Source organism: Brevibacillus fluminis, assembly GCF_003710825.1.
Taxonomy (GTDB): domain Bacteria; phylum Bacillota; class Bacilli; order Brevibacillales; family Brevibacillaceae; genus Brevibacillus_D; species Brevibacillus_D fluminis.
Genome location: NZ_RHHQ01000022.1, coordinates 74226 through 95961 on the forward strand (window position 1 = coordinate 74226; position 21736 = coordinate 95961).

The window sequence follows — 21736 nt, forward strand, 5'->3', positions numbered from 1 at the left end:
GATGATGAGCAAAATCGTATCCAACCCCATGATCCTGCCGATCATCATCGGCTTCACGGCAGGTCTCGTCTGCCGCTTGCTTATGCTGCGGACCGACTACCGTCAATACCCGACCTATCCGCACGGGCGGATCATCCATATCGCGCTCGGGGTTATCGCCTCGCTTTTAGGAACAGTTTTCGTCCCGTCGCTATTGAAGCAAGAGTATACGGCGATCACCTTTATCACGCTGGCCGCCCAGCAATTCCGCGATGTGCGGAACATGGAGCGCAATACGTTGAATGAAATCGACAAGCATGAGCTTGTGCCGCGCGGAGGGACGTATATTGAAGGGATCGCAATGGTTTTCGAAGGGCGCAATTACATGGTGATTCTCACCTCACTCGTCAGCACGTTTGCAACTGTGTTTTTTTCCTGGTGGGGCGGGATAATCGCAGCCGTATTAATCATACTGCTTGCCTTGAAGCTGAAAACGGGCAACAACCTCCATCATATTGCAGAAATCGTGCCGGCAAACGTGGTGGTCGACGGAAGGAATCTTCTTGTCGAGGACATTTACATCATGAACGTAGGCTCGACCGATGCGCAGCGGCAGCTTTCAACTCATGGCATGGGATTTATCCTCGTCCCTAAAAACGACAACGCTGTGGTGACATTGGCCCATCCAGGACAGAGACAAGCGATTTTACACGATGCGTCTACGATTTTGGGCGTTTATACCGATGAGGGAGAGCCATCGCTTACACCGCTGATCAAACGTGATTTAAAAACGGGTAGGCTCGGTGTATTTCTACTTCCGATGTCCAAGGATGAGGATATGGCAATGAAAGTCCTTTCCTCGGTTCCAATATTGGAGAGCGCGATTCGCATGCCAAAAAAGGCACAGGCGAAAAAACGGGATGGTGGTTGACGCATGGAAAACCAGATCATAGCGATTGTGACACTGCAAAAAGAAAAAATCGGAGGCGGCGCACCGATTTTTGTCGTCGATACGGCGGATGACTTGCAAAAAGTAGCGTTCACGCTTGAAAAGATTCTCGATGGCATGGTTCATGAAATCACCGGGGAAACGCTGGTAATCGTCCGCCATCGCTGAGCGCAGCTTATTACCTGCTTGCGTTGGGTTTTGTTTACTATCCCGAGTGTGGTATGATTAGCAGGAATGTCCGTAAATCAGTAGTGAGAGAGAGTGTTGAATACAATGGGATTGCCAGTAGTTGCTATCGTGGGCAGGCCGAATGTCGGCAAGTCCACCATTTTTAACCGTCTTGTAGGCGAACGGATCGCCATCGTAGAAGATACGCCGGGCGTGACGCGCGACCGTCTTTATAGCAAATCGGAATGGTTGAACCGCTACTTTCACATCATTGATACCGGTGGGATCGAGTTTGGCGACGTGGACGCCATTCTGACCCAGATGAGATATCAAGCGGAGCTTGCGATTGACGAGGCCGATGTTATCATCATGATGACGGATAGCCGCACGGGCGTGACCGACGCGGACCTCGAGCTTGCGCGCATGCTCAATCGTACGGGTAAACCGATCGTGCTTGGCGTCAACAAAGTGGACAACTTTGAAATGCGCAATGAAATCTATGATTTTTACCAGCTTGGCGTTGGGGAGCCTTTCCCGATTTCTGGCGCTCATGGGCTTGGACTCGGTGATTTGCTTGACGAGGTGATTCGCCATTTTCCTGCTCAGGATGAAGAAGCAGACAGGGACGATGTTATTCGCGTATCGATCATTGGTCGTCCGAATGTCGGGAAATCGTCCTTGACAAATGCGATTTTGGGCGAAGAACGCGTCATTGTCTCGGAGATCGCCGGTACTACGCGCGATGCGATTGACACGCCGTTTGAGCGGGACGGGCAGGAATATGTCCTGGTCGATACAGCAGGGATGCGCAAAAAAGGAAAAGTGTACGAATCGACAGAGAAATACAGCGTGATGCGGGCGCTGAAGGCGATTGAGGAGTCCGACGTTGTTTTGGTCGTGATCAATGGCGAAGAAGGAATCATTGAGCAGGACAAAAAAATTGCCGGATATGCTCACGAAGCGGGCCGCGCAGTCATCATCGTGGTCAACAAATGGGATGCCGTGGAAAAAGACGACAAGACGATGCAGCGCTTCACCGAGTTGATTCGCGAAGAGTTCAAATACTTGAGCTATGCGCCGATCCTTTTCGTTTCCGCCAAAAGCAAGCAGCGCGTGCACACGATTTTGCCAAAGGTCAACCAAGTGGCAGAAGCTCACACGATGCGCGTGCCTACAGCGACGCTCAACGATCTCGTGACAGACGCGACGATCATGACACCGCCTCCATCGGATCGCGGCAAACGTCTCAAAATCAACTATACGACACAAGTGGCTGTCAAACCGCCAACCTTTGTTTTGTTCGTGAATGATCCAGAATTGATGCACTTCTCCTATGAGCGTTATATTGAAAATAAAATTCGAGAAGCGTTCGTCTTTGAAGGTACTCCGATTCGCATTTTGACGCGCAAAAAGACATAGGGAGAGGAAGAGTCAAATGGGATTTGTGATTGCGGTCATTATCAGCTACTTAATCGGTTCCATCAGCTTTAGTTACTTGATTGCAAAACAAATAGCCGGCATTGACATACGGTCCCACGGAAGCGGAAATGCGGGTGCGACCAATACGCTCCGGGTGCTCGGAAAAGGGCCAGGGATCTTGGTGTTGGTGCTTGACGCGTTGAAAGGCCTTGCAGCGATGGGGATTGCGCACTGGATCACCGGTGGCGATCCCGTCTCGTATGCGTTTGCCGGAATATTCGCGATTGTGGGGCATAACTGGCCGATCTTTTTCGGTTTTCGGGGCGGAAAAGGAATTGCGACCACCCTCGGGGTCGCGCTTGGCCTTTCGCCGTTGGCTTTTTTGATCGCGGCGGTCATCACCGTTATCGTGATTGCCATTACTCGTTACGTATCACTCGGGTCGCTCGTGTTCGTCACGCTCTTGCCCGTTCTGCTCTGGTTCTTGACCGACCATCCGATCTATCCGTTGGTCAGCTTGCTGATTACGGTGTTTGCTTACGTTCGTCATTCCTCCAACATTGTGAATTTGGTGCAAGGAAAAGAACGGAAGCTTGGCGATAAATCCCAACGAACACCATTACAGTAAGGAGGATGCGTTTTGTCAAAATCAATTGCAGTTGTTGGTGCGGGCAGCTGGGGAACGGCGCTCGCCTCGGTATGTGCGGACAATGGACATGATGTCACTCTTTGGGTACGGAGTGCGGAAATCGCCGAGCAAATCAATGTAAAGCATACGAATGAAAAATATTTACCCAACGAGGTGCTGCCGGAGGCGATCCGAGCATGCACAGATTTGGCGGAAGTCGTGTCAGGCAAAAAGTATGTGCTGCTCGTCACGCCGTCGCATGCGATGCGTGCGGTGGTCAGTCAGCTAGCCTCTTATTTGGAGCCAGACGTGCTCTTGATCCATGCCACGAAAGGGCTGGAACAAGATACGTTGAAGCGGATGTCCGAAGTCATTGCGGAAGAAGTTCCTGCGGAGATTGCCGAGAGAATCGTCGTACTGACGGGGCCTAGCCATGCGGAGGAAGTGATCCGGAGATCGCCAACCACGGTCGTGGTTTCATCGAAATCGCACGACGCGATGCTCGCTGCACAAGATTTGCTGATGAACGGGGCGTTCCGCGTATACACGAATGCAGATATGATCGGAGCGGAGGTTGCTGGCTCGTTGAAAAACATCATCGCACTGGGCGCCGGATTGTCCGATGGTCTTGGCTTCGGTGACAATGCCAAAGCAGCGCTCTTGACACGAGGCCTCGCTGAAATTGGCCGGCTCGGCGTGAAGATGGGGGCAAATCCATTGACTTTTTCCGGTTTGGCCGGAGTGGGCGATCTCGTGGCGACATGCACGAGCAAGCACAGCCGCAACTGGCGGGCAGGCTATCTCCTTGGACAAGGGAAGACGGTTGAAGAGGCGTTGGCAGAGCTGGTCATGGTCGTAGAAGGCGTACGCACGACTAGTGCAGCCAAGACACTAGCTGAACGGGAAGGCGTCGAAATGCCGATTACGCGCGGGATTTACAGCGTTTTGTTTGAAGGGAAGTCAGTGCGGCAAGTGGTCGAAGAGCTGATGGGCCGCGGACGCACCTTTGAGATGGAAGATATTATCCGCTACCGGATGTAGCGCGAAAACCTTTGCTTTCGGGCAAAGGTTTTTTCACCTTCCCTCCAGTGCCTACATACGATACGAATGAAATGTGTGGGCTCTAAGGAGGAGGCTGTTTATGAAAAATTTCTCGCGTCAACTGTTTGACAAGCTGCAGGGTAAACTTCCGGGTGGCATGGATGAAAGCCAGTTAAAAAACCTTGCAAACGGTATGAAAAAAAGCGACTTTCAAGATGAAGAGAAGCTGCGTCAAATGATCAAAACATTGGCAGCGATCAGCGGCACTCCCGTTACACCAGAAAAGGAAGAAAAAATCATTCAGCTTTTCCGCGAAAACAAATTCAATCCGAATGATCTTTCCACCCTGAAAAATTTGCTATCGTGAGTGATTGTTCAGTGAAATGGGCGCATATGCCTGTTACCCGTATTCAAATTCCACATACAGTATGACTAAGAACAATCATGGCTCTACAGGGACATGGCTGATCTGAGTGTAACGTCAAACGAAAAAAAAGAGGGATTATCCCTCTTTTTTTCGTTTTGTCGAGGTGGAAGAAGCGGTGGTGAGATTTTGCTGAATCAAGCTTTGCACGAGCGGAGATTGAAGCAGTGAGAGCACTTGCCCGATGTCGATGTTCGCCAGCAAATTCTCAATGCCATTGCCTTCCGACGGAACGGATTCTGGTGACTCGGCAGCTTGCTTGCGCGATGCCTGCACGCTAGGTCCACTGTTTCCATTGACTCCGCTGCCACTACTTCTTTTTCGCCGAGTTTTTGCAGGCTGGATATCCTCGGGTTGATCCGTCGATTTGCGTCCGAACGATTGGAAAAGCTCCACAGCGCCATACAACGTATCCATCGTCTCTTCCATTTGGCGGATGGTCGTGCTGATTCCTTTAATGTTATTGCGCATACGCATGACGGACGCGCGGACATCGATTGGGAGTGGCAGCAGTGGGAGCTTGCGTGGCGCCGAGGTGGCGGCTGCAGGCTGACTCATGCGAGCCTGGGTTGCCTGAACGGGCTTCTTGCCCAAGGGCGCGTATGGATTGCGCCATTTGTTTGCTTTCATCGTGTCTTCCCTCCATAGGCAAGTCGTTATGATAGTCTATGCCGCTGGTTGAAACTAGGTTCTTACCCCATAAAATGTGCTATAATGAACACGACTCTTATCCATATCGTCTGTAAACATTTAGAAAAGGATGCTGTGCGACTGATGACCATCGATCCCATGACAAAAATGTATATCTCTTTCCTAGCCATGGCCTTTATGTTTATTTGCAATTTCATGATGATCTACGCCCGAAAATTGCAAAAAGCAGTGATTAGCCTTGTATTGAAAATCGTGGCCGGTCTCATGCTGTTTTCCACCTTTATTATGATTCTCATCGTTGTGTTTGCGTAAAGGAGGAGCAAAATGGGTCAGCTAATTCTTCATACTAGACAAGGACTCTATGAAACGGAGGCAACCATTGGCGAGCCGATCGTCAAGCTGGCCAAAAAACAAAAAATCCCGTGGGGACATTCTTGTGAACGGGGGATTTGCGCTCAATGCCGGACAAAGGTGCTGGCTGGTGCCGAATTTCTCAATGACATCACCGATGCAGAGAAGCTTCGGTTGCGAAAAGCAGAGCGGCAAGAAGGTTTTCGCTTAGGATGCCAAATCCAGATCAAATCCCCCGGCAAAGTCGAATTGGTTCACAAACCATACTAGAGGGGGACGACGTCGTGGCGAAACTGACCTTTCTTCCGAGTGGCAAGACCATCAAAGTTCGCCCAGGGCTCACGCTGATCGCGGCTGCGCGAAATGCTCGTGTCATCATCCCGCAGCGCTGTGGTGGCCACGCCTCTTGCCTGATGTGTAAAGTCTTTGTGGAGGGCGGTGCAGTGAGCGAGTCCACAGCGCTTGAGCAGCGCAAACTGAGCGAAGCCGATCTGGCCCGAGGCATGCGCCTTGCTTGCCAGACACAAACGACGGGGGCGGATTGTACGGTTCGCATCCCGGAAGCAAAATTAAAATCGATCGTGGCTGCTGCACTGAAGCGACAGCAGGACGAGGAAGACAATGAGTGGCTGTAGGAGGATTTTGACGTTGAACGCACGCAAAGCTACAATCGTAACCCAAGTATTACTAATTATTTTGGTATCCATCCTGTTGTCGGGATGTATGTATCCGAAAGAGCGACGAGCGGAAAATCAGGTGCCGAGCACGTTTTATCTCGAAGCGACGCAAAAGGCGATCGACCAGTTTCATCAAGAAACGGGCGTGCTCCCGATCGTGACAAAAAAGCTGGATACACCAATTTTTGAAAAATATGAGATCGATTTCACCAAAATGATGCCTAAATACATACCAGATGTGCCCGCCAATGCGTTTGAAAAAGGCGGCGTTTACATGTATGTCCTGATCGATGTCGAAACGAAGCCGACCGTACGCTTGATCAACCTCAGTATGGTGAGCCAGGTAGCGGATGTGCAGCAGGCCGTCAACCGCTACGTGGGCTCAAAAAACCAGCTGCCTACCAAACAGGAGCTTGGCAATGGCTATTACACGATTGATTATGATGCCATCCGCATGAAAGAGGTCCAGGTGAACAGCTTGGTCTCTCAGACATTCCTGCCGCTTATCATGAACGAAAAAGGAGACGTGGGCATCGACTACGCATCCGATATCGCCAGCATCCTACGCGGCACGAAAGCGCAGGTTACAAAGGATACGGACCCACGCTACGTAATGGCACGTGAATCCATGTTCGTTCCGGCCAAATCGTTTCCGTACACAATGGAAAACGGCGACCCTGTACTGCTAAAATTGCAATAACGAAACCAATGCGATCCCTCTAAACACAAGGGATCGTTTTTTTTGTTTTGTTTCCTGTTCTATCTTTTTCATACACACATATATTGTTATTGTCCAAGTTTCTAGTGCGAGAATCTCTCCCGTTATCACAAGAGAGGGATAATTCAAAAAAAAGCTCATAGAGTAAAATAGACAATCAGAAGGAGGTCATCGAAGGTGGAACGTATCGACATCTTTAAAGACATTGCAGAGCGTACGGGAGGCGACATCTATCTCGGGGTCGTAGGACCTGTTCGTACAGGTAAGTCTACCTTTATCAAGCGTTTTATGGAGCAGGTCGTCATCCCGAACATTGCATCCGAAGCCGAAAAAATCCGTGCAACCGACGAATTGCCGCAAAGTGCGTCAGGCAAAACCATCATGACCACTGAGCCTAAGTTCGTGCCGAATCAAGCCGTGCAAATCAGCGTTGCAGAAGGCTTGAGCATTAACGTTCGCCTCGTTGACTGCGTCGGATATACGGTTCAAGGTGCAAAAGGATTTGAAGACGAAAATGGCCCGCGGATGGTAAACACTCCGTGGTATGAAGAACCGGTGCCCTTCGAAGAAGCGGCAGAGCTTGGTACGCGCAAAGTGATTCAGGAGCATTCGACCATCGGGATCGTCGTCACAACGGACGGCTCCATTGCGGAAATTCCTCGCCAAGGTTACATTCAGGCGGAGGAGCGCGTTGTAAGTGAGCTGAAAGAAGTGGGCAAACCGTTCGTTATCCTGGTTAACTCGACGCGACCACGCTCGGATGAAGCGCAAGCGTTGCGCATGGAACTGCAGGAAAAATACGATGTGCCGGTTGTGGCGCTCTCGGTGGACCATATGTCCGAATCGGAAGTACTGCTGCTCCTGCGCGAAGTGTTGTTTGAGTTCCCGGTTCATGAAGTGAATGTGAATCTGCCAAGTTGGGTCATGGTACTAGAAAATGGACACTGGCTTCGCCAAAATTATGAAGAAGCCGTGCGTGACACGGTGAAAGATATACGACGTCTGCGCGATGTGGACCGCGTCGTCGGCTTATTCAGTGATTATGAGTTTGTCGACAGGGCGGCTTTGGCGGGAATGAATATGGGGCAAGGGATCGCTGAGATCGACTTGTACGCGCCAGACGACCTGTACGACCGCATTTTGATGGAAATTGTGGGCGTTGAGATTCGCGGGAAAGACCATTTGCTCAAAATCATGCAGGAATTTGCCCATGCCAAGCGAGAGTACGACCAGGTAGCGGAAGCGTTGCACATGGTGCGGTCCACAGGCTATGGAATCGCAGCTCCGTCACTGCATGAAATGACGCTGGATGAACCGGAGATGATCCGCCAAGGTCCACGTTTCGGGGTTCGTCTGAAGGCAACTGCTCCGTCGATCCATATGATCCGTGTGGATGTGGAGTCGGAGTTCGCTCCGATCATCGGAACGGAGAAACAGTCGGAAGAGCTCGTTCGCTACTTGATGCAGGATTTCGACAAAGATCCGCTCGCGATCTGGAATTCCGATATTTTCGGGCGTTCGCTCCACTCGATCGTGCGCGAAGGAATCCAAGCCAAAATCACCATGATGCCAGACAACGCCCGCTACAAGCTGCAAGAGACATTGGGACGGATCATCAACGAAGGATCGGGCGGATTGATCGCAATCATCCTATAGGACCAACGTCCAAAAATCGTGCTTACGCGAAAAAGGCTCCAGAACTGGAGTCCTTTTTTGCGTTTTTTGCATCCTCTTCGGCATGAAATGCTTGAATTTGAATGAGTGGTGTATTACTATAAGCTTGTCAGATCGCGAAAAACCGCATGAAATGCGTATAAGAACCCACTTTTCGGTAAACACATGTAATACCATATACCATTCCTTTGAGGGGAGGTGAACAAGAAATGAATAAAACAGAATTGATCTCAAAGGTTGCAGAAACCACCGAACTGACGAAGAAAGATGCAACGAAAGCGGTTGATGCCGTTCTCGATGCGATTGCTGAGGCTCTGAAAGAAGGAGACAAAGTTCAACTGATCGGTTTCGGTAACTTCGAAGTTCGTGAGCGTGCGGCTCGTAAAGGTCGTAACCCACAAACTGGTGAAGAAATCGAAATTGCTTCCAGCAAGATCCCAGCGTTCAAACCTGGTAAGCAGTTGAAGGACTCCATTAAGTAATTGTAGTTCTCACACAAAAACCAGAAATGGCTACATACAAAAAAGGCGTTCGAATATTTCATTCGGACGCTTTTTTCTTTCACTTTCGGTCAACCGCTAAAATTTTGCTTTTTTTTGTAGCATTATGGTAAGATGGGCTTGGTTACTAAGAGAAGGCAGTTTCTTGCTGTTTGGCTGGGAGTTTAGGGAGGTAGAATCATGAGTGTAGATCATGAAAAGATTAAGCAAGCGGTCCGGATGATTCTGGAAGCAGTAGGCGAAGACCCTGATCGCGAAGGCTTGTTGGATACGCCGAAACGCGTAGCGAAAATGTATGCAGAAGCCTTTGAGGGCTTGCGAGTGGATGAGGAACAGTATTTTGAAACCATCTTCAGTGAAAATCATGAAGAGCTGGTATTGGTTAAAGATATTCCGTTCTACTCGATGTGCGAACACCATTTGGTGCCGTTCTTCGGGAAAGCACATGTCGCCTATATTCCAAAGGGAGGCCGAGTCGTTGGCTTGAGTAAGCTCGCCCGCGCTGTGGAAACGGTTTCGCGTCGTCCGCAGCTGCAAGAGCGCATTACTTCCACCGTGGCGGACGCTATCATGAAAAAGCTTCAGCCACATGGTGTGCTTGTGGTAGTTGAGGCAGAGCATATGTGCATGACCATGCGTGGCGTGAAGAAGCCGGGTGCCAAAACTGTCACATCGGCAGCTAGAGGTACGTTCGAGACGGATACGGCGCAACGCGCAGAAGTGCTCAGCCTGATCAAGGACTAAGCGCCAACCGGGAGAACGATAGAAGGGTACGTTTTTCGAAGAAAAAGAAACGTGCCTTTCTTTTCACTCTCATCGAAATTACTCTAGATGGATATTGACTTTTTTGTAAAGATTACCTATACTGAAATTGTTCGTCGGGATGTGGCGCAGCCCGGTAGCGCGCACCCTTGGGGTGGGTGAGGTCCAGGGTTCGAATCCCTGCATTCCGACCATTTTCTATTTACATACGATTGCGACGATAGCAGCATCTCCGCCTGTAACCTTATGTGCAGGGGAGGTGCTTTTTTATCGGATGCGATTGAAGTGCCTTTGAAAAGAGAACTTGGCGATATACGGCGATTCCACTATAATGAAAAGTAGAGTAGACGGACAGGCTGGTGAATGATGAAAATGGACCTGCGTTTTTTACCTGCAAATACATATGCAAGCATAAACGGAACAACTTCGAACGCGCTCGGCTCGGATCTTACGCAAAACGCGAGTGGCGATGGAGCTTTCTCCGACCAGATGTTCAGTGATCTATTGGACACGGAACTTTCGAAATATCAACGCGTCATTTCTGCAGAGGAAGTGCTGGCAGATCTGGATGGGTCTCCCACGTTATCGGATGACAACTCTCCATCCGCTATGGGGAGCGGTTTTGGCCAATCAGCACCAGCAGGAAAATCGGAGATTATGGATGCAGTAAAACGGATTGCGGCACGCTTTCACGTCGACAATAACCTCGTTTCGGAAGTGATTCGCGCCGAATCGAACTTCAACCCGAACGCCATCTCGGGAGCTGGTGCAAAAGGGTTGATGCAGCTGATGGACGCGACTGCCAGTTCCATGAATGTGAATGACTCATTCAACCCCGTGCAAAATATTACGGGAGGAACTAAATATCTCGGCGGTTTGCTGCAAAAATATCATGGAAATGTAAAAGTGGCGTTAGCTGCTTACAATGCTGGCCCAGGTCGGATCGATCGTTTGGGAATCGCTACGGATCGCGACTTTGACGCCAAAGCCGGTGAATTGCCACTCGAAACGCAAAAGTATGTTGCAAAAATCACCGGTCGCTTGAATGAAACAAGGTAATCCGTTAGGGGGAAAAGCTGTGGAACACAATAAGGATGGGGATCAAATGGCAACGAACCAAGATTTTTTTGTGATTAAAGCCAAAGAAAATGGCGTTCATGTGATTGGCTTGACCAGAGGCACGGATACCCGTTTCCACCATACAGAAAAGCTCGACAAAGGCGAGGTTATGCTGGCACAGTTTACCGAGCATACATCCGCCATTAAAGTTCGCGGTAAAGCAGTCATTCTTACCCGCCACGGCGTAATCGATACTACCGAATAAAAGAGCGTATTTAATGAAAAAGAGCAGGCATAGCCTGCCTTTTTTATTTGTAGAATGGGAGTGAGGGAGGGATGTCTATGCCCCGCAATCTCCTGGCGGCCGTTATGATGTCTGCATTGCTGGCAATGCTGTTGTCGTTTTTACCTTCGATACGTTCGAATAACCCAAACGCGGTGCCTACTTTTCGACAAAACCAGCCGCTTGTCCTGACGAAGCAAAATGTGGTAGATTTATTTACTTTCCTGCCAACTCATTATAATATTAAGCGTGTAAAGTGGGAGGAACAGTCGATTTATGTCGATTTGCTAGTCTCAGAAAATCAGCCTGCACTGCTAGAGCAAGCGTACCGCGACTTTTATTTGTTGGTGCATCAGGCGCTGGCCTTGACCAAAAACGTACAGCAGCTGAATTTCCGGTTGATGGAAGAACCGGTTGATCAACCAGCCAAGCTGCTTGTCGCCATCTCCGCAAAACGGCCGCTGCAAGAAGGCGAGCCGATTGACCCGAACGATTTACCAGCGATTAAGAGCTATGTGGAAAGCAGCTTTCAGGTACGGATTGATCCCTTTTTTCATGAGAACATTAGTCCCTGATTGATTTGTATGCTATACTGGAACTTGATGAATGGAAAGCAGTAACAGCTTAGGTCAAAGGCTTCAAGGAGAAGCCTTTTCAGTTTGGAGGAGCTTCATGAGCAAGTATGCACTCTCTTTAGCGGAAGACATGCAGGAAATTAATGAGCGGATCGGACGGCTTGCATCCGTTCCGTTTTTGAAGGAGTATGTCGATTATCCTGGCCTTGCGGAAAATCGGCTTGCCCTTCTGTTTGTTTTTTTATGCGATGCGGGACTGGGTTCGGAGCGCGCTAAAACATTGTGTACAGCGACAGGTCTGATGCAGCTCGGCCTCGATACCCATGAAACGGTGAAAACCCACTACGAAGCTGGCGAGACCGCAGACCGAAACCGTCAATTGACGGTGTTGGCAGGCGATTTGTTCAGCAGCCATTACTACCATCTGTTGGCGAAAGCAGGGGAAGTTATGGCGATCCGCATTTTATCAGAATCGATTCAAGTGGTGAATGAGGCGAAGATGCGGTTATACCTGCTCGAAAAATCAAATCAATTGACATGGGAGAGCTATGTATCCCTCCGGAAAACGATTGATACGGCGCTTTATATCCGCTTTGTCGAGCATTTTTCCATCGATGCGTCGGTGGAGAAGTTTTGGAAGTCTTTGTTTGAACAGACGTCAGCAGTAGAAGGCATGGTTGGCGAATGGGAGCAACTGCAATGGGGTCAACGGCTTCCGTTTGGCTTTTCCCGCTACTTGACACCAAAAAGCGATTCGCCTGTGGCACAAGTGCTGACATCGGTCGAAGCAAAGGCGATGGAATGGCTTGGTGTGTGTGAACAAATGGTGCGCAGCTTCCAATCGATCGAAAATCAACGGGCTGTTTCTTGGGTAACCTCGCGCATCATGCACCGCGTAAGCCGGTTGAAACGCTTAGTCGAGGAGTTGTAGGTGCCTGTGAATCAAGAACAGATGAAGCAAAAAGCAGAATTTGTCCATTCCGTGTTCGAAAGCATTGCGGATGAATATGATCGCATGAACAATGTGATCAGCTTCGGCAGCCATGTGGCATGGCGCAACTATACAATGAAGCAGCTGAATGTGCAGCCCGGACAAGCCGCAATCGATATCGCGTGCGGGACATGCGATTGGACCATCAGCCTGGCGGATGCCGTCGGCAAAACTGGCAACGTGGTTGGCCTTGATTTCAGCCAAAACATGCTGGATGTAGGCGCATACAAAATCGAGCAACTCGGGATTCACGAGGGGATCGAGCTGGTCAATGCGGACGCGATGAATTTGCCTTATGATGACAATACATTTGATTATGCGACGATCGGCTTTGCGCTGCGCAACGTTCCGGACGTTCAGCGCGTGCTGAATGAAATGACGCGAGTGGTCAAGCCAGGTGGAAAAGTCGTGTCCCTTGAGGTGTCCAAGCCGCCGTTTATTCCGTACCGCAAGCTCTTTTACTTTTATTTTTACAAGATTTTGCCGCAGATCGCGAAAATGACGGTAAACAAATACCAGGAGTACGCGTGGCTTCCGCAGTCGTTGACCAATTTCCCAGACAGCAAGAAATTGGCCGAAATGTTCCAGGCTGCTGGTTTGCAACCTGTGCAGGTCAAGCTTTTCATGGGCGGCGTTGCGGCGCTGCACATCGGTACAAAATCTTAAGAACCAGACGAGAATGGTTATGACAGAACGGAAGTGCAAAGCATGATAAACAAAGTGAAGATCCTATTCGAAATGATCAAATTTGAGCATACGCTCTTTGCGTTGCCGTTTGCTTTTATGGGTGCGGTCCTCGGGAATCTGGTCGTGGAAGGCACGTGGCCGACCTGGTGGGAAATCCTTTGGGTGACGGTAGCGATGGTAGGGGCACGTTCGGCAGCAATGTCGCTGAACCGCTTGATTGACCGCTACATTGACGGGAGAAATCCCCGGACGGCGATGCGCGCGATTCCGGCCGGATTAATTTCGGTGAAGGCAGTGGTCCTTTTTATTGTCGTGTCGTTTGTCTTGCTGTTTATCGCAGCCTCGCAATTAAACATGCTGTCGATGGAATTGTTGCCGTTGGCTGTTTTTGTCCTCATTCTATACTCGTATATGAAACGTTTTACATGGCTGTGCCATTTTGTCCTCGGGATTGCGATTGGATTCGGGCCGCTGGGCGGTTGGATCGGAACGACTGGCCAAGTCGATTTGGCTGCGATCGTGCTGTTCATATCCGTTGCGCTCTGGACAACCGGCTTTGATATCGTGTATGCGTGCCAAGATTTCGAGTTCGATAAAAACGCGGGCCTGCATTCGGTACCAAGTCGTTTCGGGATTTCCAAAGCCTTGATGATTGCGCGTGTGTGCCATGCGATTACCGTAATCGGCTTGTTCACGTTTTATTTGATGGCATCGCTTTCCGTTTGGTTCCTGCTGGGCGTGATCATTTCTGCTTTGATTTTGATTTATGAGCACCGCTTGGTCAAACCGAACGATCTGTCCAAAGTTAATATCGCCTTTTTCCCAATGAATGGTATCTTGAGCTGCGTCATGTTTGTTTTCACTATGATTGATCGGGTGATTTCATGACCGGTCCTGTGAAAAATCTGACAGTGGGGATTACGGGGGCGAGCGGGGCCATCTATGGCGTTCGACTTGTGCAGGAGCTATTGGCCGCCGGGCATACCGTGCATCTCATCATTACGGAAGCTGGTTGGCAAGTGTTTCACGATGAACTCGAGCTGGATACGTCCGATCGGGAGCGGTTGATCGCACAGACGTTTCAAGGTGATCGACCGGGTCGCCTGCATTACTGGACGCTACGTGATTTTTCCTGTCCGGCGGCTAGTGGTTCCCATCGAGGCGACGGCATGGTAATCGTCCCGTGTTCGATGGGGACGCTTTCTGGTGTTGCCCATGGCGCATCTGGCAATCTGCTTGAACGGGTGGCGGACGTTTGCATCAAGGAAGGGCGCAAGCTGGTGCTCGTTCCTCGCGAGACACCGCTTAACGCGATTCATCTGCAAAACATGCTGACGCTCAGTCAATTGGGCGTAAAAATTTTGCCGGCCATGCCAGGATACTATCAAAAGCCGAGGACGCTGGATGACATCGTGAACTTTGTCGTCGGCAAAACGCTGGATGCTCTTGATATTCCGCATAGTTTGTTCCGACGTTGGGGGGAGTAATGCGCGATGAAAAAGCACTTGCGCATCGGCCAGATTTCCTACAGCAATACGCTACCAGTCTATTTGTTTTTTGATCAGGAACGGTTTTGCGACCGTATCGATTTTTTTCAGCAAGTTCCGGCCCAGCTAAATCGCGAGATGGCCGCAGGCAACATTGATGTCGGCCCTATTTCGTCGTTCAGCTATGGCGAGCATGCTGACGATTATTTCGCATTGCCGGGCCTTTCGGTGACGGCAGACGGGAAAGTGCGCTCTATCTATTTGTTCAGCAAGCGTCCGATGGAAGAACTGAACGGCGCGACGGTTTCGCTCACCAATACGTCTGCGACGTCTGTCAATTTGCTGAAAATCATCTTGCAAAAGTTTTTGGGGCTACAGGTCAGCTACAAGACTGAGGAGCCGGATTTGCAGACAATGATGCAGCATGCAGATGCCTGTCTTTTAATCGGGGATGACGCATTGCTTGCATACCGCAACCACAAAGAGTACCATGTATATGATCTAGCGGAACTGTGGAAAAACCAAACCGGATACCCGATGACATTTGCCGTCTGGGCGGTCCGTAAGGCGGCGATCGAGGAGAACGCAGCGCTGCTTGCGGATGTTCACGCTGCTTTTTTAGCTAGCAAAACGAAAAGCCTGGAACTTTTCGATCGCTTGATTGAGGGAGCGATCGAGCGATACGGCGGCAATGCTGAAGGGTGGGACGTTTATTTCCGAGGTTTGTCCTATCATTTCACGGAGCAAGACCGCAAAGGATTGGAACATTATTTTCAATGCGCATACGAAATGGGGCTTTTGCCTTCACCGGTAAAAGTGACGCTTTGGGACGGTACTGCCCATTCGAAAACGACGATAACGAATTAGGTGTGGATGAATGAACCTTGTTGATATCTATCTCCAATTAAAAGGTGATGTGCAATATATTGAAAAAGAGCTGGAGCGTGCGATCGATACGTCGTACGACGAGATGTACAAATCGTCTACCCATCTCTTGAAGGCAGGGGGCAAGCGGATTCGCCCTGTTTTTGTGCTCTTAGGCGGTAAGTGGGGAAACTATGACATAGAAAAGCTCAAACGCGTCGCGGTACCGCTTGAGCTCATCCACATGGCGACGTTGGTGCATGATGACGTGGTCGATGACTCGATGACGCGCCGTGGCAGCCAGACGGTCCGGGCAAAATGGGACAACAAGGTTGCGATGTATGCGGGCGATTACATTTTTGCCAAAGCGCTGCAAATCGCGTCTGAGCTGACAAATCCGCAGATCCACCAGATTTTGGCCAAAGCGATCAATGTGATGTGCAAAGGCGAGATCGAGCAGGTTCGCGACTTGTACAATTTTGATCAAGGGCTGAAAAATTATTTGCGTCGGATCAAGCGGAAGACGGCGTTGTTGATCGCGATTTCCTGCCAGTTGGGCGCTGTCGCATCGGATGCGTCGCCTGATATCGTGCGCCGCATGTTTTTGTACGGCTACAATGTGGGCATGGCATTCCAAATTACCGACGATATTCTCGATTTCACCGGGACGGAAAAGCAGCTGGGCAAACCAGCGGGCAGCGACCTGCGCCAAGGCAATATTACGCTGCCTACGCTTTACAGCATTTCGGTCGGGAAAGACCGGGAGAAGCTCCAGGCTTGGATTCGCGACAATACGCTGACCGACCACATGGACGAGGCAATCAGTCTCATCCGCAAAGGGGAAGGCATCGCTTATGCCAACCAGCTGGCTGAACGCTACATTGCAAGGGCATGCGAACAGCTGGAGCCATTGCCAGCCGGCAAAACGAAGAAGTCTTTGCTCGAGATTGGGCATTACATCATTGGCCGAAAATTCTAAGGGTTGCTTGGCAGCGCCAGTTTTGATACAATTCACGTTGGCGTTATTCGCAAAAAATACATAAGCAAGACGGAGGCTATACAAATGGAAAAAACATTTATCATGATTAAACCTGACGGTGTACAACGCAATCTGATTGGTGAAATCGTTGCTCGCTTCGAGAAAAAAGGTTTCACACTGGTTGGCGGCAAACTGATGAGCGTAAGCCGTGAGCTGGCTGAACAACACTATGCAGAGCACAAAGAGCGTCCTTTCTTTGGTGAGCTGGTAGACTTCATCACTTCTGGCCCTGTATTTGCAATGGTATGGCAAGGTAACAACGTAATCACAACAGCTCGCAACATGATGGGTAAAACAAACCCAGTTGACGCAGCTCCTGGCACGATCCGCGGCGATTTCGCTGTATCTGTTGGCATGAACATCATCCACGGTTCCGACTCCCCGGAAAGCGCTGAGCGTGAAATCGGTCTGTGGTTTGGACAAGATGAGGTTGTTTCCTTCGAGAAAACAATCCAACGCTGGATCTAATCAATCGTTCAAGATATCGACAAAGACTCCCATTTCGGGAGTCTTTTTTTGTCATAACGGCAGGAGAAATGGCGATAAAAGGCGAAATCGCATCTACAGGGTATGGAATTAAAGCTGGGGGGAGCAAGTAACTGGATGGAAGATAGAGATTTTCTACAATTTATTGCTAGTGTTAAACAAAAAACAGGTATCGACCTCGCTTTGTACAAGGAGGCGCAAATGAAGCGCCGCCTCACATCCCTCCGTCTCAAACGAGGCTATCAAAGCTTTACGAGCTATTTCGACGCCATCACAAGAGACAAAGAACTGTTTTATGAGTTTCTGGATCGGATGACGATCAATGTCTCCGAATTTTTTCGCAATCCGAGCCGATGGGATGTGCTGGAGAAGAAAATTTTGCCACGTCTGTCCAAAACGTCGCGCCGACTGAAATGCTGGAGTGCGGCCTGCTCGACAGGGGAGGAACCATATACGCTTGCGCTCATTTTACTGCGCAATCAGCTTTTTCGGGAGTCGACGGTCATCGCTTCCGATATTGATGAAGGGGCATTGATCAAAGCCAAGCAAGGGATCTATACGGATCGTTCCTTGCAAGACTGCCCGAAAGATTTGCTCAGTAAATATTTCGTCAAAGATACGCTAAGCTATCGGATCGCCGATGAGGTGAAAAATCCGATCCAGTTTAAAAAGCACAACTTGCTGGCGGAACAATTTGATAGCGGATTTGACCTGATCATTTGCCGAAATGTAATGATATACTTTACAGAAGAAGCGAAACATGAGCTTTACCACAAGTTCAGTCGTGCCCTCAAGCCGGGCGGCGTCCTGTTCGTAGGTAGCACCGAGCAGATTTTTCAGCCGCAGCAGTATCAATTTGAGGTGGAAGATACATTTTTTTACCGAAAAATCGAGTAAATCCAATGTGCGGAAGTATATACCTCCAAGAACTTTCCAAAAATAAGAAGACCGAGACATTTTATGCATAGGTTGTAAGCGGCTCGCTTGCGAATGGGCTCGCCAAGTCTTCAAGGGGGGTTTTTCATTGGATAAACAAAAAGTCATAGAAGCGTACCGGCGTGGGCTAATTACCCTGCAAGAGTGCGGTCAAATTTTGGGCGCGGAAAAAACGCAGCTGCATGATCTGCTGATGGTTGACCGCTTCCAGCGTCCGGTGCAAACGAACTGAAATAAGGCGAAATGCTTCTCCATTTCGGGAAGCATTTTTGTTTTCTAGATGAAATGAAGGCCACGCCAAAATAACATGCGCGCGACCTAGTTTTCTAATACAGATCGGTATCTGAGACCATTCCGATCCAGTATAAGTGCAACTAAGGCTACGCCAATAAAAGCGTAGGCGCAGCCAAGTTTTCTAATACAGATCCGGAACTGAGACGATTCCGATCCAGCATAAGTGCAACTAAGGCTACGCCAATTAAAAGCGTAGGCGCAGCCAAGTTTTCTAAATAGCAGTTTTCATCACGATGACAGGTGTGATATGATAACGCTTAAAAGCATTAAAGGGTATGCAGAGGGTAGGAGGAGAAAGTAATGAGATACTTAACAGCAGGGGAATCCCACGGACCACAGCTGACCGCGATTATTGAAGGGGTTCCAAGCAACCTGCCGTTTTCTGTGGAGAAAATCAACTTTCAATTGGAGCGGCGTCAAAAAGGTCATGGCCGCGGCCGAAGAATGCAAATCGAAAAAGACCAGGTGAAGGTGCTGTCCGGGGTAAGACACGGATTGACAACAGGGGCGCCGATTACACTGGTCGTTGAAAATAAAGACTGGACCCATTGGCAAAACATCATGAGCGTGGAGCCGGTGGAGGAGGGCGAAGCCCGTCGCCGCGTATCCCGCCCACGTCCAGGACATGCTGACTTAAACGGTGCGATTAAATACCATCAGCGCGATATGCGCAACATCCTCGAGCGTTCAAGCGCACGGGAAACGACGATGCGCGTAGCTGTTGGAGCGGTTGCTCGTCAGCTGCTTGAAGCATTTGGCATTCAAGTTGCCGGACAGGTAACGCAAATCGGAGAGGTAGTAGCGGAGCGAATCGAGCTGCCAATCGACGAACAGATCGAAGTAACCGAAAACTCTCCTGTTCGCTGCTTGGACAAAGACGCTGAGCTAAAAATGATGCAGCTGATCGACAATGCAAAGGAAGACGGAGATTCTCTGGGCGGTATCGTAGAGGTACGTGTAGAAGGATTGCCGATCGGACTTGGTAGCCATGTACAGTGGGATCGCAAACTTGACGGCCGTCTGGCGCAAGCGGTGTTAAGCATCCAGGCGTTTAAAGGCGTTGAAATCGGAATCGGATTCGAAGCAGCGGGCAAGCCTGGATCGCAAGTACACGATGAAATCGTTTGGTCCGAGGAAAATGGCTATACGCGCAGCACCAACCGCGCTGGCGGTTTGGAAGGCAGTATGACAAATGGCATGCCGTTGATCGTGCGCGGCGTAATGAAGCCAATCCCGACGCTGTACAAGCCGCTCATGAGCGTAGACATTGATACGAAGGAGCCGTTCTCTGCAAGCATCGAGCGTTCTGACAGCTGCGCTGTGCCTGCGGCAAGCGTGGTGGCAGAGGCTGCGGTCGCATTTGAGATCGCACGTGCGATGTGTGAAAAGTTCCCGTCTGACTCGCTGGACGACATGCTAGAGAATGTAGTGCAATACAAAGCGTACACGGAGCAATTCTAATGATGAAAACATTGCGTGTAGAACTGGGAGAGCGTTCGTATCCGATTCATATCGGCAAAAATTTGTTGAGCCGCGTGCCTGCGTTTTTGACAGAGGCTGGCGTGTCTGTAAAACAAATGTTGTATGTCATCACCGATGAAAACGTGGCTCCGCTTTATTTAGAGCCACTCTTGCAATCATTGCGTGAATCAGGTTACACGGTGCATTCATCCGTTGTGGCTGGCGGCGAGCAAGCTAAGAGCTTCCATGTGTTTGAACGCGTAATGGGTGAAGTCATTGCGGCAGGGTTGGACCGGAAATCGGTCATTTTGGCGCTGGGTGGCGGCGTGGTCGGCGATCTGTCCGGCTTCGTCGCGGCCTCTTTCATGCGCGGGATTCCATTCATCCAGCTGCCTACCACGCTTCTTGCCCATGACAGTTCTGTAGGCGGTAAAGTTGCGATCAATCACAAGCTGGGCAAAAACTTGATCGGTGCCTTCCACCAGCCGCTTGCGGTTATCTATGATACCGATACGTTGACGAGCTTGCCAAGACGTGAGGTCGCTGCAGGATTTGCCGAAGTGGTCAAGCACGGGTTGATTTCGGCAGAAGAATTTGTAGCCTGGCTCGAAGAAAATGCGGAAGCGTTGAATCAATTGGAGCCGGAATTGATCGCGACGGCCATCGAGCGCGGTTGTGCGATCAAGGCGCAAATCGTCTCGGAAGACGAAACAGAGCAAGACACCCGTGCTCTGCTGAATTTGGGCCATACGTTCGGACATGCCTTTGAAGCAATTGCGGCGTATTCCCAGCTCAATCATGGAGAAGCGATATCGATCGGCATGGGTCTGGCTTCGGAGCTGGCTGAAAAGATGGGATTGTGTGAGCAAGGTGTAAGCGAGCGGACCAAGCGGTTGCTGGCTCGTTATCATCTGCCGACGGAATGGCCGGATGGATTCGATCCATATGACGTATTGGAAGCCATGCGCAGAGACAAAAAAGGTGTCGCGGGCCGGTTCAACCTGATTTTGCCACGAACAATCGGAAAAGTAGAAATCGTAAAAAACGTGGATGAAGCGTTGATCTTGCAGGTAATGCGCGAATCAGCGGGGAGGAGACAGAAATGAGCGTTAGGGCGGTAAGAGGAGCCATCACGGTGGAAACCAACAGCGCGGAAGAGATTTGGTCGGCGACAGAAGAACTGGTGCGTGAAATCGTCGCGAGAAACGATCTGAAAGTAGACGATATAGCCAGCGTGCTCTTTACGACGACCGAGGACTTGAATGCTGCGTTTCCTGCCAAGGGCGCACGCAACCTGGAAGGGTGGGACGATGTGCCACTCACCTGTGCGCAAGAAATTCCGGTTCCTGGCAGCTTGCCACGCTGCATTCGCGTGATGATGCACATCAACACGGAAAAAGGCAACAAGGACATCCATCACGTATTCTTGCGTGAAGCGGTGAAGCTGCGTCCGGATTTGGCAAATCGTTAGTTGACTTTTCACGTGCCCTTAGATTAAGATAATAACCAATCGTTACTTAGCTTTTTGAGTAGAGTGTTTGAGCAGAGTTCAGTTGAGAAGAGTCAGGTTGAGAAGAGATGAGATGAGGAGAAGCTAGGTTTTATAGGCACGGTCTATAAATCCAGGGTTCGC

29 protein-coding genes and 1 tRNA gene are annotated in these 21736 nt (G+C 50.0%); 29 read left to right on the forward strand and 1 reads right to left on the reverse strand.

Features of this window, described 5'->3' with window-relative positions:
• Position 1: 1 nt before the first annotated feature.
• The 6 genes from EDM56_RS25160 to EDM56_RS25185 all read left to right on the forward strand — a co-directional run bounded on the left by EDM56_RS25160 (position 2) and on the right by EDM56_RS25185 (position 4551).
• Entirely contained in the window at positions 2-910 is a 909-nt protein-coding gene (locus EDM56_RS25160; RefSeq protein ID WP_122920783.1) for a YIEGIA family protein, read from the forward strand.
• Positions 911-913: 3 nt separating this feature from the next.
• The gene (locus EDM56_RS25165) at positions 914-1096 is read left to right on the forward strand and encodes a capping complex subunit for YIEGIA (protein WP_122920697.1); all 183 of its coding nucleotides are present in this window, start codon (positions 914-916) and stop codon (positions 1094-1096) included.
• A 105-nt stretch (positions 1097-1201) separates the two neighbouring features.
• On the forward strand, positions 1202-2515 hold the full coding sequence (gene der, locus EDM56_RS25170) for a ribosome biogenesis GTPase Der (RefSeq protein WP_122920698.1): 1314 nt from the start codon (positions 1202-1204) through the stop codon (positions 2513-2515).
• 16 nt (positions 2516-2531) lie between these two features.
• Positions 2532-3143, forward strand: a complete 612-nt coding sequence (plsY, locus tag EDM56_RS25175) for a glycerol-3-phosphate 1-O-acyltransferase PlsY (RefSeq protein ID WP_122920699.1) — start codon at positions 2532-2534, stop codon at positions 3141-3143.
• 12 nt (positions 3144-3155) lie between these two features.
• On the forward strand, positions 3156-4184 hold the full coding sequence (locus tag EDM56_RS25180) for an NAD(P)H-dependent glycerol-3-phosphate dehydrogenase (protein WP_122920700.1): 1029 nt from the start codon (positions 3156-3158) through the stop codon (positions 4182-4184).
• A gap of 100 nt (positions 4185-4284) precedes the next feature.
• Complete coding sequence (locus EDM56_RS25185; RefSeq protein WP_122920701.1) at positions 4285-4551, forward strand: stage VI sporulation protein F; 267 nt, start codon at positions 4285-4287, stop codon at positions 4549-4551.
• A gap of 135 nt (positions 4552-4686) precedes the next feature.
• On the opposite strand, the gene EDM56_RS25190 is transcribed toward EDM56_RS25185, so the two are convergent.
• Complete coding sequence (locus EDM56_RS25190; RefSeq protein ID WP_122920702.1) at positions 4687-5238, reverse strand: hypothetical protein; 552 nt, start codon at positions 5236-5238, stop codon at positions 4687-4689.
• Positions 5239-5406: 168 nt separating this feature from the next.
• Here EDM56_RS25190 and EDM56_RS31960 point away from each other — a divergent pair, with 168 nt between their 5' ends.
• From EDM56_RS31960 to aroH, 23 genes are all read left to right on the forward strand, one after another.
• Entirely contained in the window at positions 5407-5571 is a 165-nt protein-coding gene (locus EDM56_RS31960) for a DUF2768 family protein (protein ID WP_281274988.1), read from the forward strand.
• Positions 5572-5583: 12 nt separating this feature from the next.
• A complete protein-coding gene (locus EDM56_RS25200) occupies positions 5584-5880 on the forward strand; it encodes a 2Fe-2S iron-sulfur cluster-binding protein (protein ID WP_122920704.1) in 297 nt (98 codons plus the stop codon).
• Between the two features lie 14 nt (positions 5881-5894).
• Complete coding sequence (locus EDM56_RS25205) at positions 5895-6245, forward strand: 2Fe-2S iron-sulfur cluster-binding protein (RefSeq protein ID WP_122920705.1); 351 nt, start codon at positions 5895-5897, stop codon at positions 6243-6245.
• Between the two features lie 13 nt (positions 6246-6258).
• Entirely contained in the window at positions 6259-6987 is a 729-nt protein-coding gene (locus EDM56_RS25210) for a hypothetical protein (RefSeq protein WP_425456359.1), read from the forward strand.
• 195 nt (positions 6988-7182) lie between these two features.
• On the forward strand, positions 7183-8661 hold the full coding sequence (gene spoIVA, locus EDM56_RS25215; RefSeq protein WP_122920707.1) for a stage IV sporulation protein A: 1479 nt from the start codon (positions 7183-7185) through the stop codon (positions 8659-8661).
• A gap of 227 nt (positions 8662-8888) precedes the next feature.
• On the forward strand, positions 8889-9161 hold the full coding sequence (locus tag EDM56_RS25220) for an HU family DNA-binding protein (RefSeq protein ID WP_122920708.1): 273 nt from the start codon (positions 8889-8891) through the stop codon (positions 9159-9161).
• Between the two features lie 195 nt (positions 9162-9356).
• The gene (folE, locus tag EDM56_RS25225) at positions 9357-9923 is read left to right on the forward strand and encodes a GTP cyclohydrolase I FolE (RefSeq protein WP_183192587.1); all 567 of its coding nucleotides are present in this window, start codon (positions 9357-9359) and stop codon (positions 9921-9923) included.
• 135 nt (positions 9924-10058) lie between these two features.
• Positions 10059-10135: transfer RNA gene (locus EDM56_RS25230), tRNA-Pro, on the forward strand.
• A gap of 169 nt (positions 10136-10304) precedes the next feature.
• Entirely contained in the window at positions 10305-11000 is a 696-nt protein-coding gene (locus EDM56_RS25235; RefSeq protein ID WP_246009529.1) for a lytic transglycosylase domain-containing protein, read from the forward strand.
• Positions 11001-11046: 46 nt separating this feature from the next.
• Positions 11047-11265 carry a trp RNA-binding attenuation protein MtrB gene (gene mtrB, locus EDM56_RS25240; RefSeq protein ID WP_122920784.1) on the forward strand — a complete coding sequence of 73 codons (219 nt, stop codon included), beginning with the start codon at positions 11047-11049 and terminating at the stop codon, positions 11263-11265.
• 77 nt (positions 11266-11342) lie between these two features.
• Complete coding sequence (locus tag EDM56_RS25245) at positions 11343-11858, forward strand: hypothetical protein (protein ID WP_122920711.1); 516 nt, start codon at positions 11343-11345, stop codon at positions 11856-11858.
• A 97-nt stretch (positions 11859-11955) separates the two neighbouring features.
• Positions 11956-12789, forward strand: coding sequence for a heptaprenyl diphosphate synthase component 1 (locus tag EDM56_RS25250; RefSeq protein WP_122920712.1), 834 nt, complete (start codon positions 11956-11958; stop codon positions 12787-12789).
• A gap of 6 nt (positions 12790-12795) precedes the next feature.
• Positions 12796-13515: a demethylmenaquinone methyltransferase gene (locus EDM56_RS25255; RefSeq protein ID WP_122920785.1), complete on the forward strand. Its 720-nt coding sequence runs from the start codon at positions 12796-12798 to the stop codon at positions 13513-13515.
• A gap of 42 nt (positions 13516-13557) precedes the next feature.
• Positions 13558-14424: a UbiA-like polyprenyltransferase gene (locus tag EDM56_RS25260; RefSeq protein WP_122920713.1), complete on the forward strand. Its 867-nt coding sequence runs from the start codon at positions 13558-13560 to the stop codon at positions 14422-14424.
• Entirely contained in the window at positions 14421-15023 is a 603-nt protein-coding gene (locus EDM56_RS25265) for a UbiX family flavin prenyltransferase (protein WP_122920714.1), read from the forward strand. Before EDM56_RS25260 ends, EDM56_RS25265 begins: the two co-directional genes overlap by 4 nt.
• A gap of 6 nt (positions 15024-15029) precedes the next feature.
• A complete protein-coding gene (locus EDM56_RS25270; protein WP_122920715.1) occupies positions 15030-15890 on the forward strand; it encodes a menaquinone biosynthetic enzyme MqnA/MqnD family protein in 861 nt (286 codons plus the stop codon).
• 10 nt (positions 15891-15900) lie between these two features.
• A complete protein-coding gene (locus EDM56_RS25275) occupies positions 15901-16866 on the forward strand; it encodes a polyprenyl synthetase family protein (RefSeq protein ID WP_122920716.1) in 966 nt (321 codons plus the stop codon).
• 84 nt (positions 16867-16950) lie between these two features.
• On the forward strand, positions 16951-17394 hold the full coding sequence (gene ndk, locus EDM56_RS25280) for a nucleoside-diphosphate kinase (RefSeq protein ID WP_122920717.1): 444 nt from the start codon (positions 16951-16953) through the stop codon (positions 17392-17394).
• Between the two features lie 135 nt (positions 17395-17529).
• On the forward strand, positions 17530-18309 hold the full coding sequence (locus EDM56_RS25285; protein ID WP_122920718.1) for a CheR family methyltransferase: 780 nt from the start codon (positions 17530-17532) through the stop codon (positions 18307-18309).
• Between the two features lie 127 nt (positions 18310-18436).
• The gene (locus EDM56_RS31595; protein WP_183192583.1) at positions 18437-18580 is read left to right on the forward strand and encodes a hypothetical protein; all 144 of its coding nucleotides are present in this window, start codon (positions 18437-18439) and stop codon (positions 18578-18580) included.
• A gap of 362 nt (positions 18581-18942) precedes the next feature.
• Entirely contained in the window at positions 18943-20103 is a 1161-nt protein-coding gene (gene aroC, locus EDM56_RS25290) for a chorismate synthase (protein WP_122920719.1), read from the forward strand.
• 2 nt (positions 20104-20105) lie between these two features.
• On the forward strand, positions 20106-21209 hold the full coding sequence (gene aroB / locus EDM56_RS25295; protein ID WP_122920786.1) for a 3-dehydroquinate synthase: 1104 nt from the start codon (positions 20106-20108) through the stop codon (positions 21207-21209).
• A complete protein-coding gene (gene aroH / locus EDM56_RS25300; RefSeq protein WP_122920720.1) occupies positions 21206-21574 on the forward strand; it encodes a chorismate mutase in 369 nt (122 codons plus the stop codon). The genes aroB and aroH overlap by 4 nt, the downstream gene beginning before the upstream one ends.
• The last annotated feature ends 162 nt before the right edge of the window (positions 21575-21736 follow it).

What these genes read in the sequence shown, in the direction of transcription:
- plsY (WP_122920699.1), top strand. Translation starts at nt 2,532, where the DNA reads ATGGGATTTGTGATTGCGGTCATTATCAGCTACTTAATCGGTTCCATC.
- EDM56_RS25270 (WP_122920715.1), top strand. Translation starts at nt 15,030, where the DNA reads ATGAAAAAGCACTTGCGCATCGGCCAGATTTCCTACAGCAATACGCTA.
- EDM56_RS25235 (WP_246009529.1), top strand. Translation starts at nt 10,305, where the DNA reads ATGATGAAAATGGACCTGCGTTTTTTACCTGCAAATACATATGCAAGC.
- EDM56_RS25285 (WP_122920718.1), top strand. Translation starts at nt 17,530, where the DNA reads ATGGAAGATAGAGATTTTCTACAATTTATTGCTAGTGTTAAACAAAAA.
- EDM56_RS25220 (WP_122920708.1), top strand. Translation starts at nt 8,889, where the DNA reads ATGAATAAAACAGAATTGATCTCAAAGGTTGCAGAAACCACCGAACTG.
- EDM56_RS25165 (WP_122920697.1), top strand. Translation starts at nt 914, where the DNA reads ATGGAAAACCAGATCATAGCGATTGTGACACTGCAAAAAGAAAAAATC.
- aroB (WP_122920786.1), top strand. Translation starts at nt 20,106, where the DNA reads ATGAAAACATTGCGTGTAGAACTGGGAGAGCGTTCGTATCCGATTCAT.
- EDM56_RS25190 (WP_122920702.1), bottom strand. Translation starts at nt 5,238, where the DNA reads ATGAAAGCAAACAAATGGCGCAATCCATACGCGCCCTTGGGCAAGAAG.
- EDM56_RS25200 (WP_122920704.1), top strand. Translation starts at nt 5,584, where the DNA reads ATGGGTCAGCTAATTCTTCATACTAGACAAGGACTCTATGAAACGGAG.
- EDM56_RS31960 (WP_281274988.1), top strand. Translation starts at nt 5,407, where the DNA reads ATGTATATCTCTTTCCTAGCCATGGCCTTTATGTTTATTTGCAATTTC.
- EDM56_RS25185 (WP_122920701.1), top strand. Translation starts at nt 4,285, where the DNA reads ATGAAAAATTTCTCGCGTCAACTGTTTGACAAGCTGCAGGGTAAACTT.
- der (WP_122920698.1), top strand. Translation starts at nt 1,202, where the DNA reads ATGGGATTGCCAGTAGTTGCTATCGTGGGCAGGCCGAATGTCGGCAAG.
- EDM56_RS25245 (WP_122920711.1), top strand. Translation starts at nt 11,343, where the DNA reads ATGCCCCGCAATCTCCTGGCGGCCGTTATGATGTCTGCATTGCTGGCA.
- mtrB (WP_122920784.1), top strand. Translation starts at nt 11,047, where the DNA reads ATGGCAACGAACCAAGATTTTTTTGTGATTAAAGCCAAAGAAAATGGC.
- EDM56_RS25260 (WP_122920713.1), top strand. Translation starts at nt 13,558, where the DNA reads ATGATAAACAAAGTGAAGATCCTATTCGAAATGATCAAATTTGAGCAT.
- EDM56_RS25265 (WP_122920714.1), top strand. Translation starts at nt 14,421, where the DNA reads ATGACCGGTCCTGTGAAAAATCTGACAGTGGGGATTACGGGGGCGAGC.
- EDM56_RS25160 (WP_122920783.1), top strand. Translation starts at nt 2, where the DNA reads ATGATGAGCAAAATCGTATCCAACCCCATGATCCTGCCGATCATCATC.
- EDM56_RS25275 (WP_122920716.1), top strand. Translation starts at nt 15,901, where the DNA reads ATGAACCTTGTTGATATCTATCTCCAATTAAAAGGTGATGTGCAATAT.
- ndk (WP_122920717.1), top strand. Translation starts at nt 16,951, where the DNA reads ATGGAAAAAACATTTATCATGATTAAACCTGACGGTGTACAACGCAAT.
- aroH (WP_122920720.1), top strand. Translation starts at nt 21,206, where the DNA reads ATGAGCGTTAGGGCGGTAAGAGGAGCCATCACGGTGGAAACCAACAGC.
- EDM56_RS25250 (WP_122920712.1), top strand. Translation starts at nt 11,956, where the DNA reads ATGAGCAAGTATGCACTCTCTTTAGCGGAAGACATGCAGGAAATTAAT.
- aroC (WP_122920719.1), top strand. Translation starts at nt 18,943, where the DNA reads ATGAGATACTTAACAGCAGGGGAATCCCACGGACCACAGCTGACCGCG.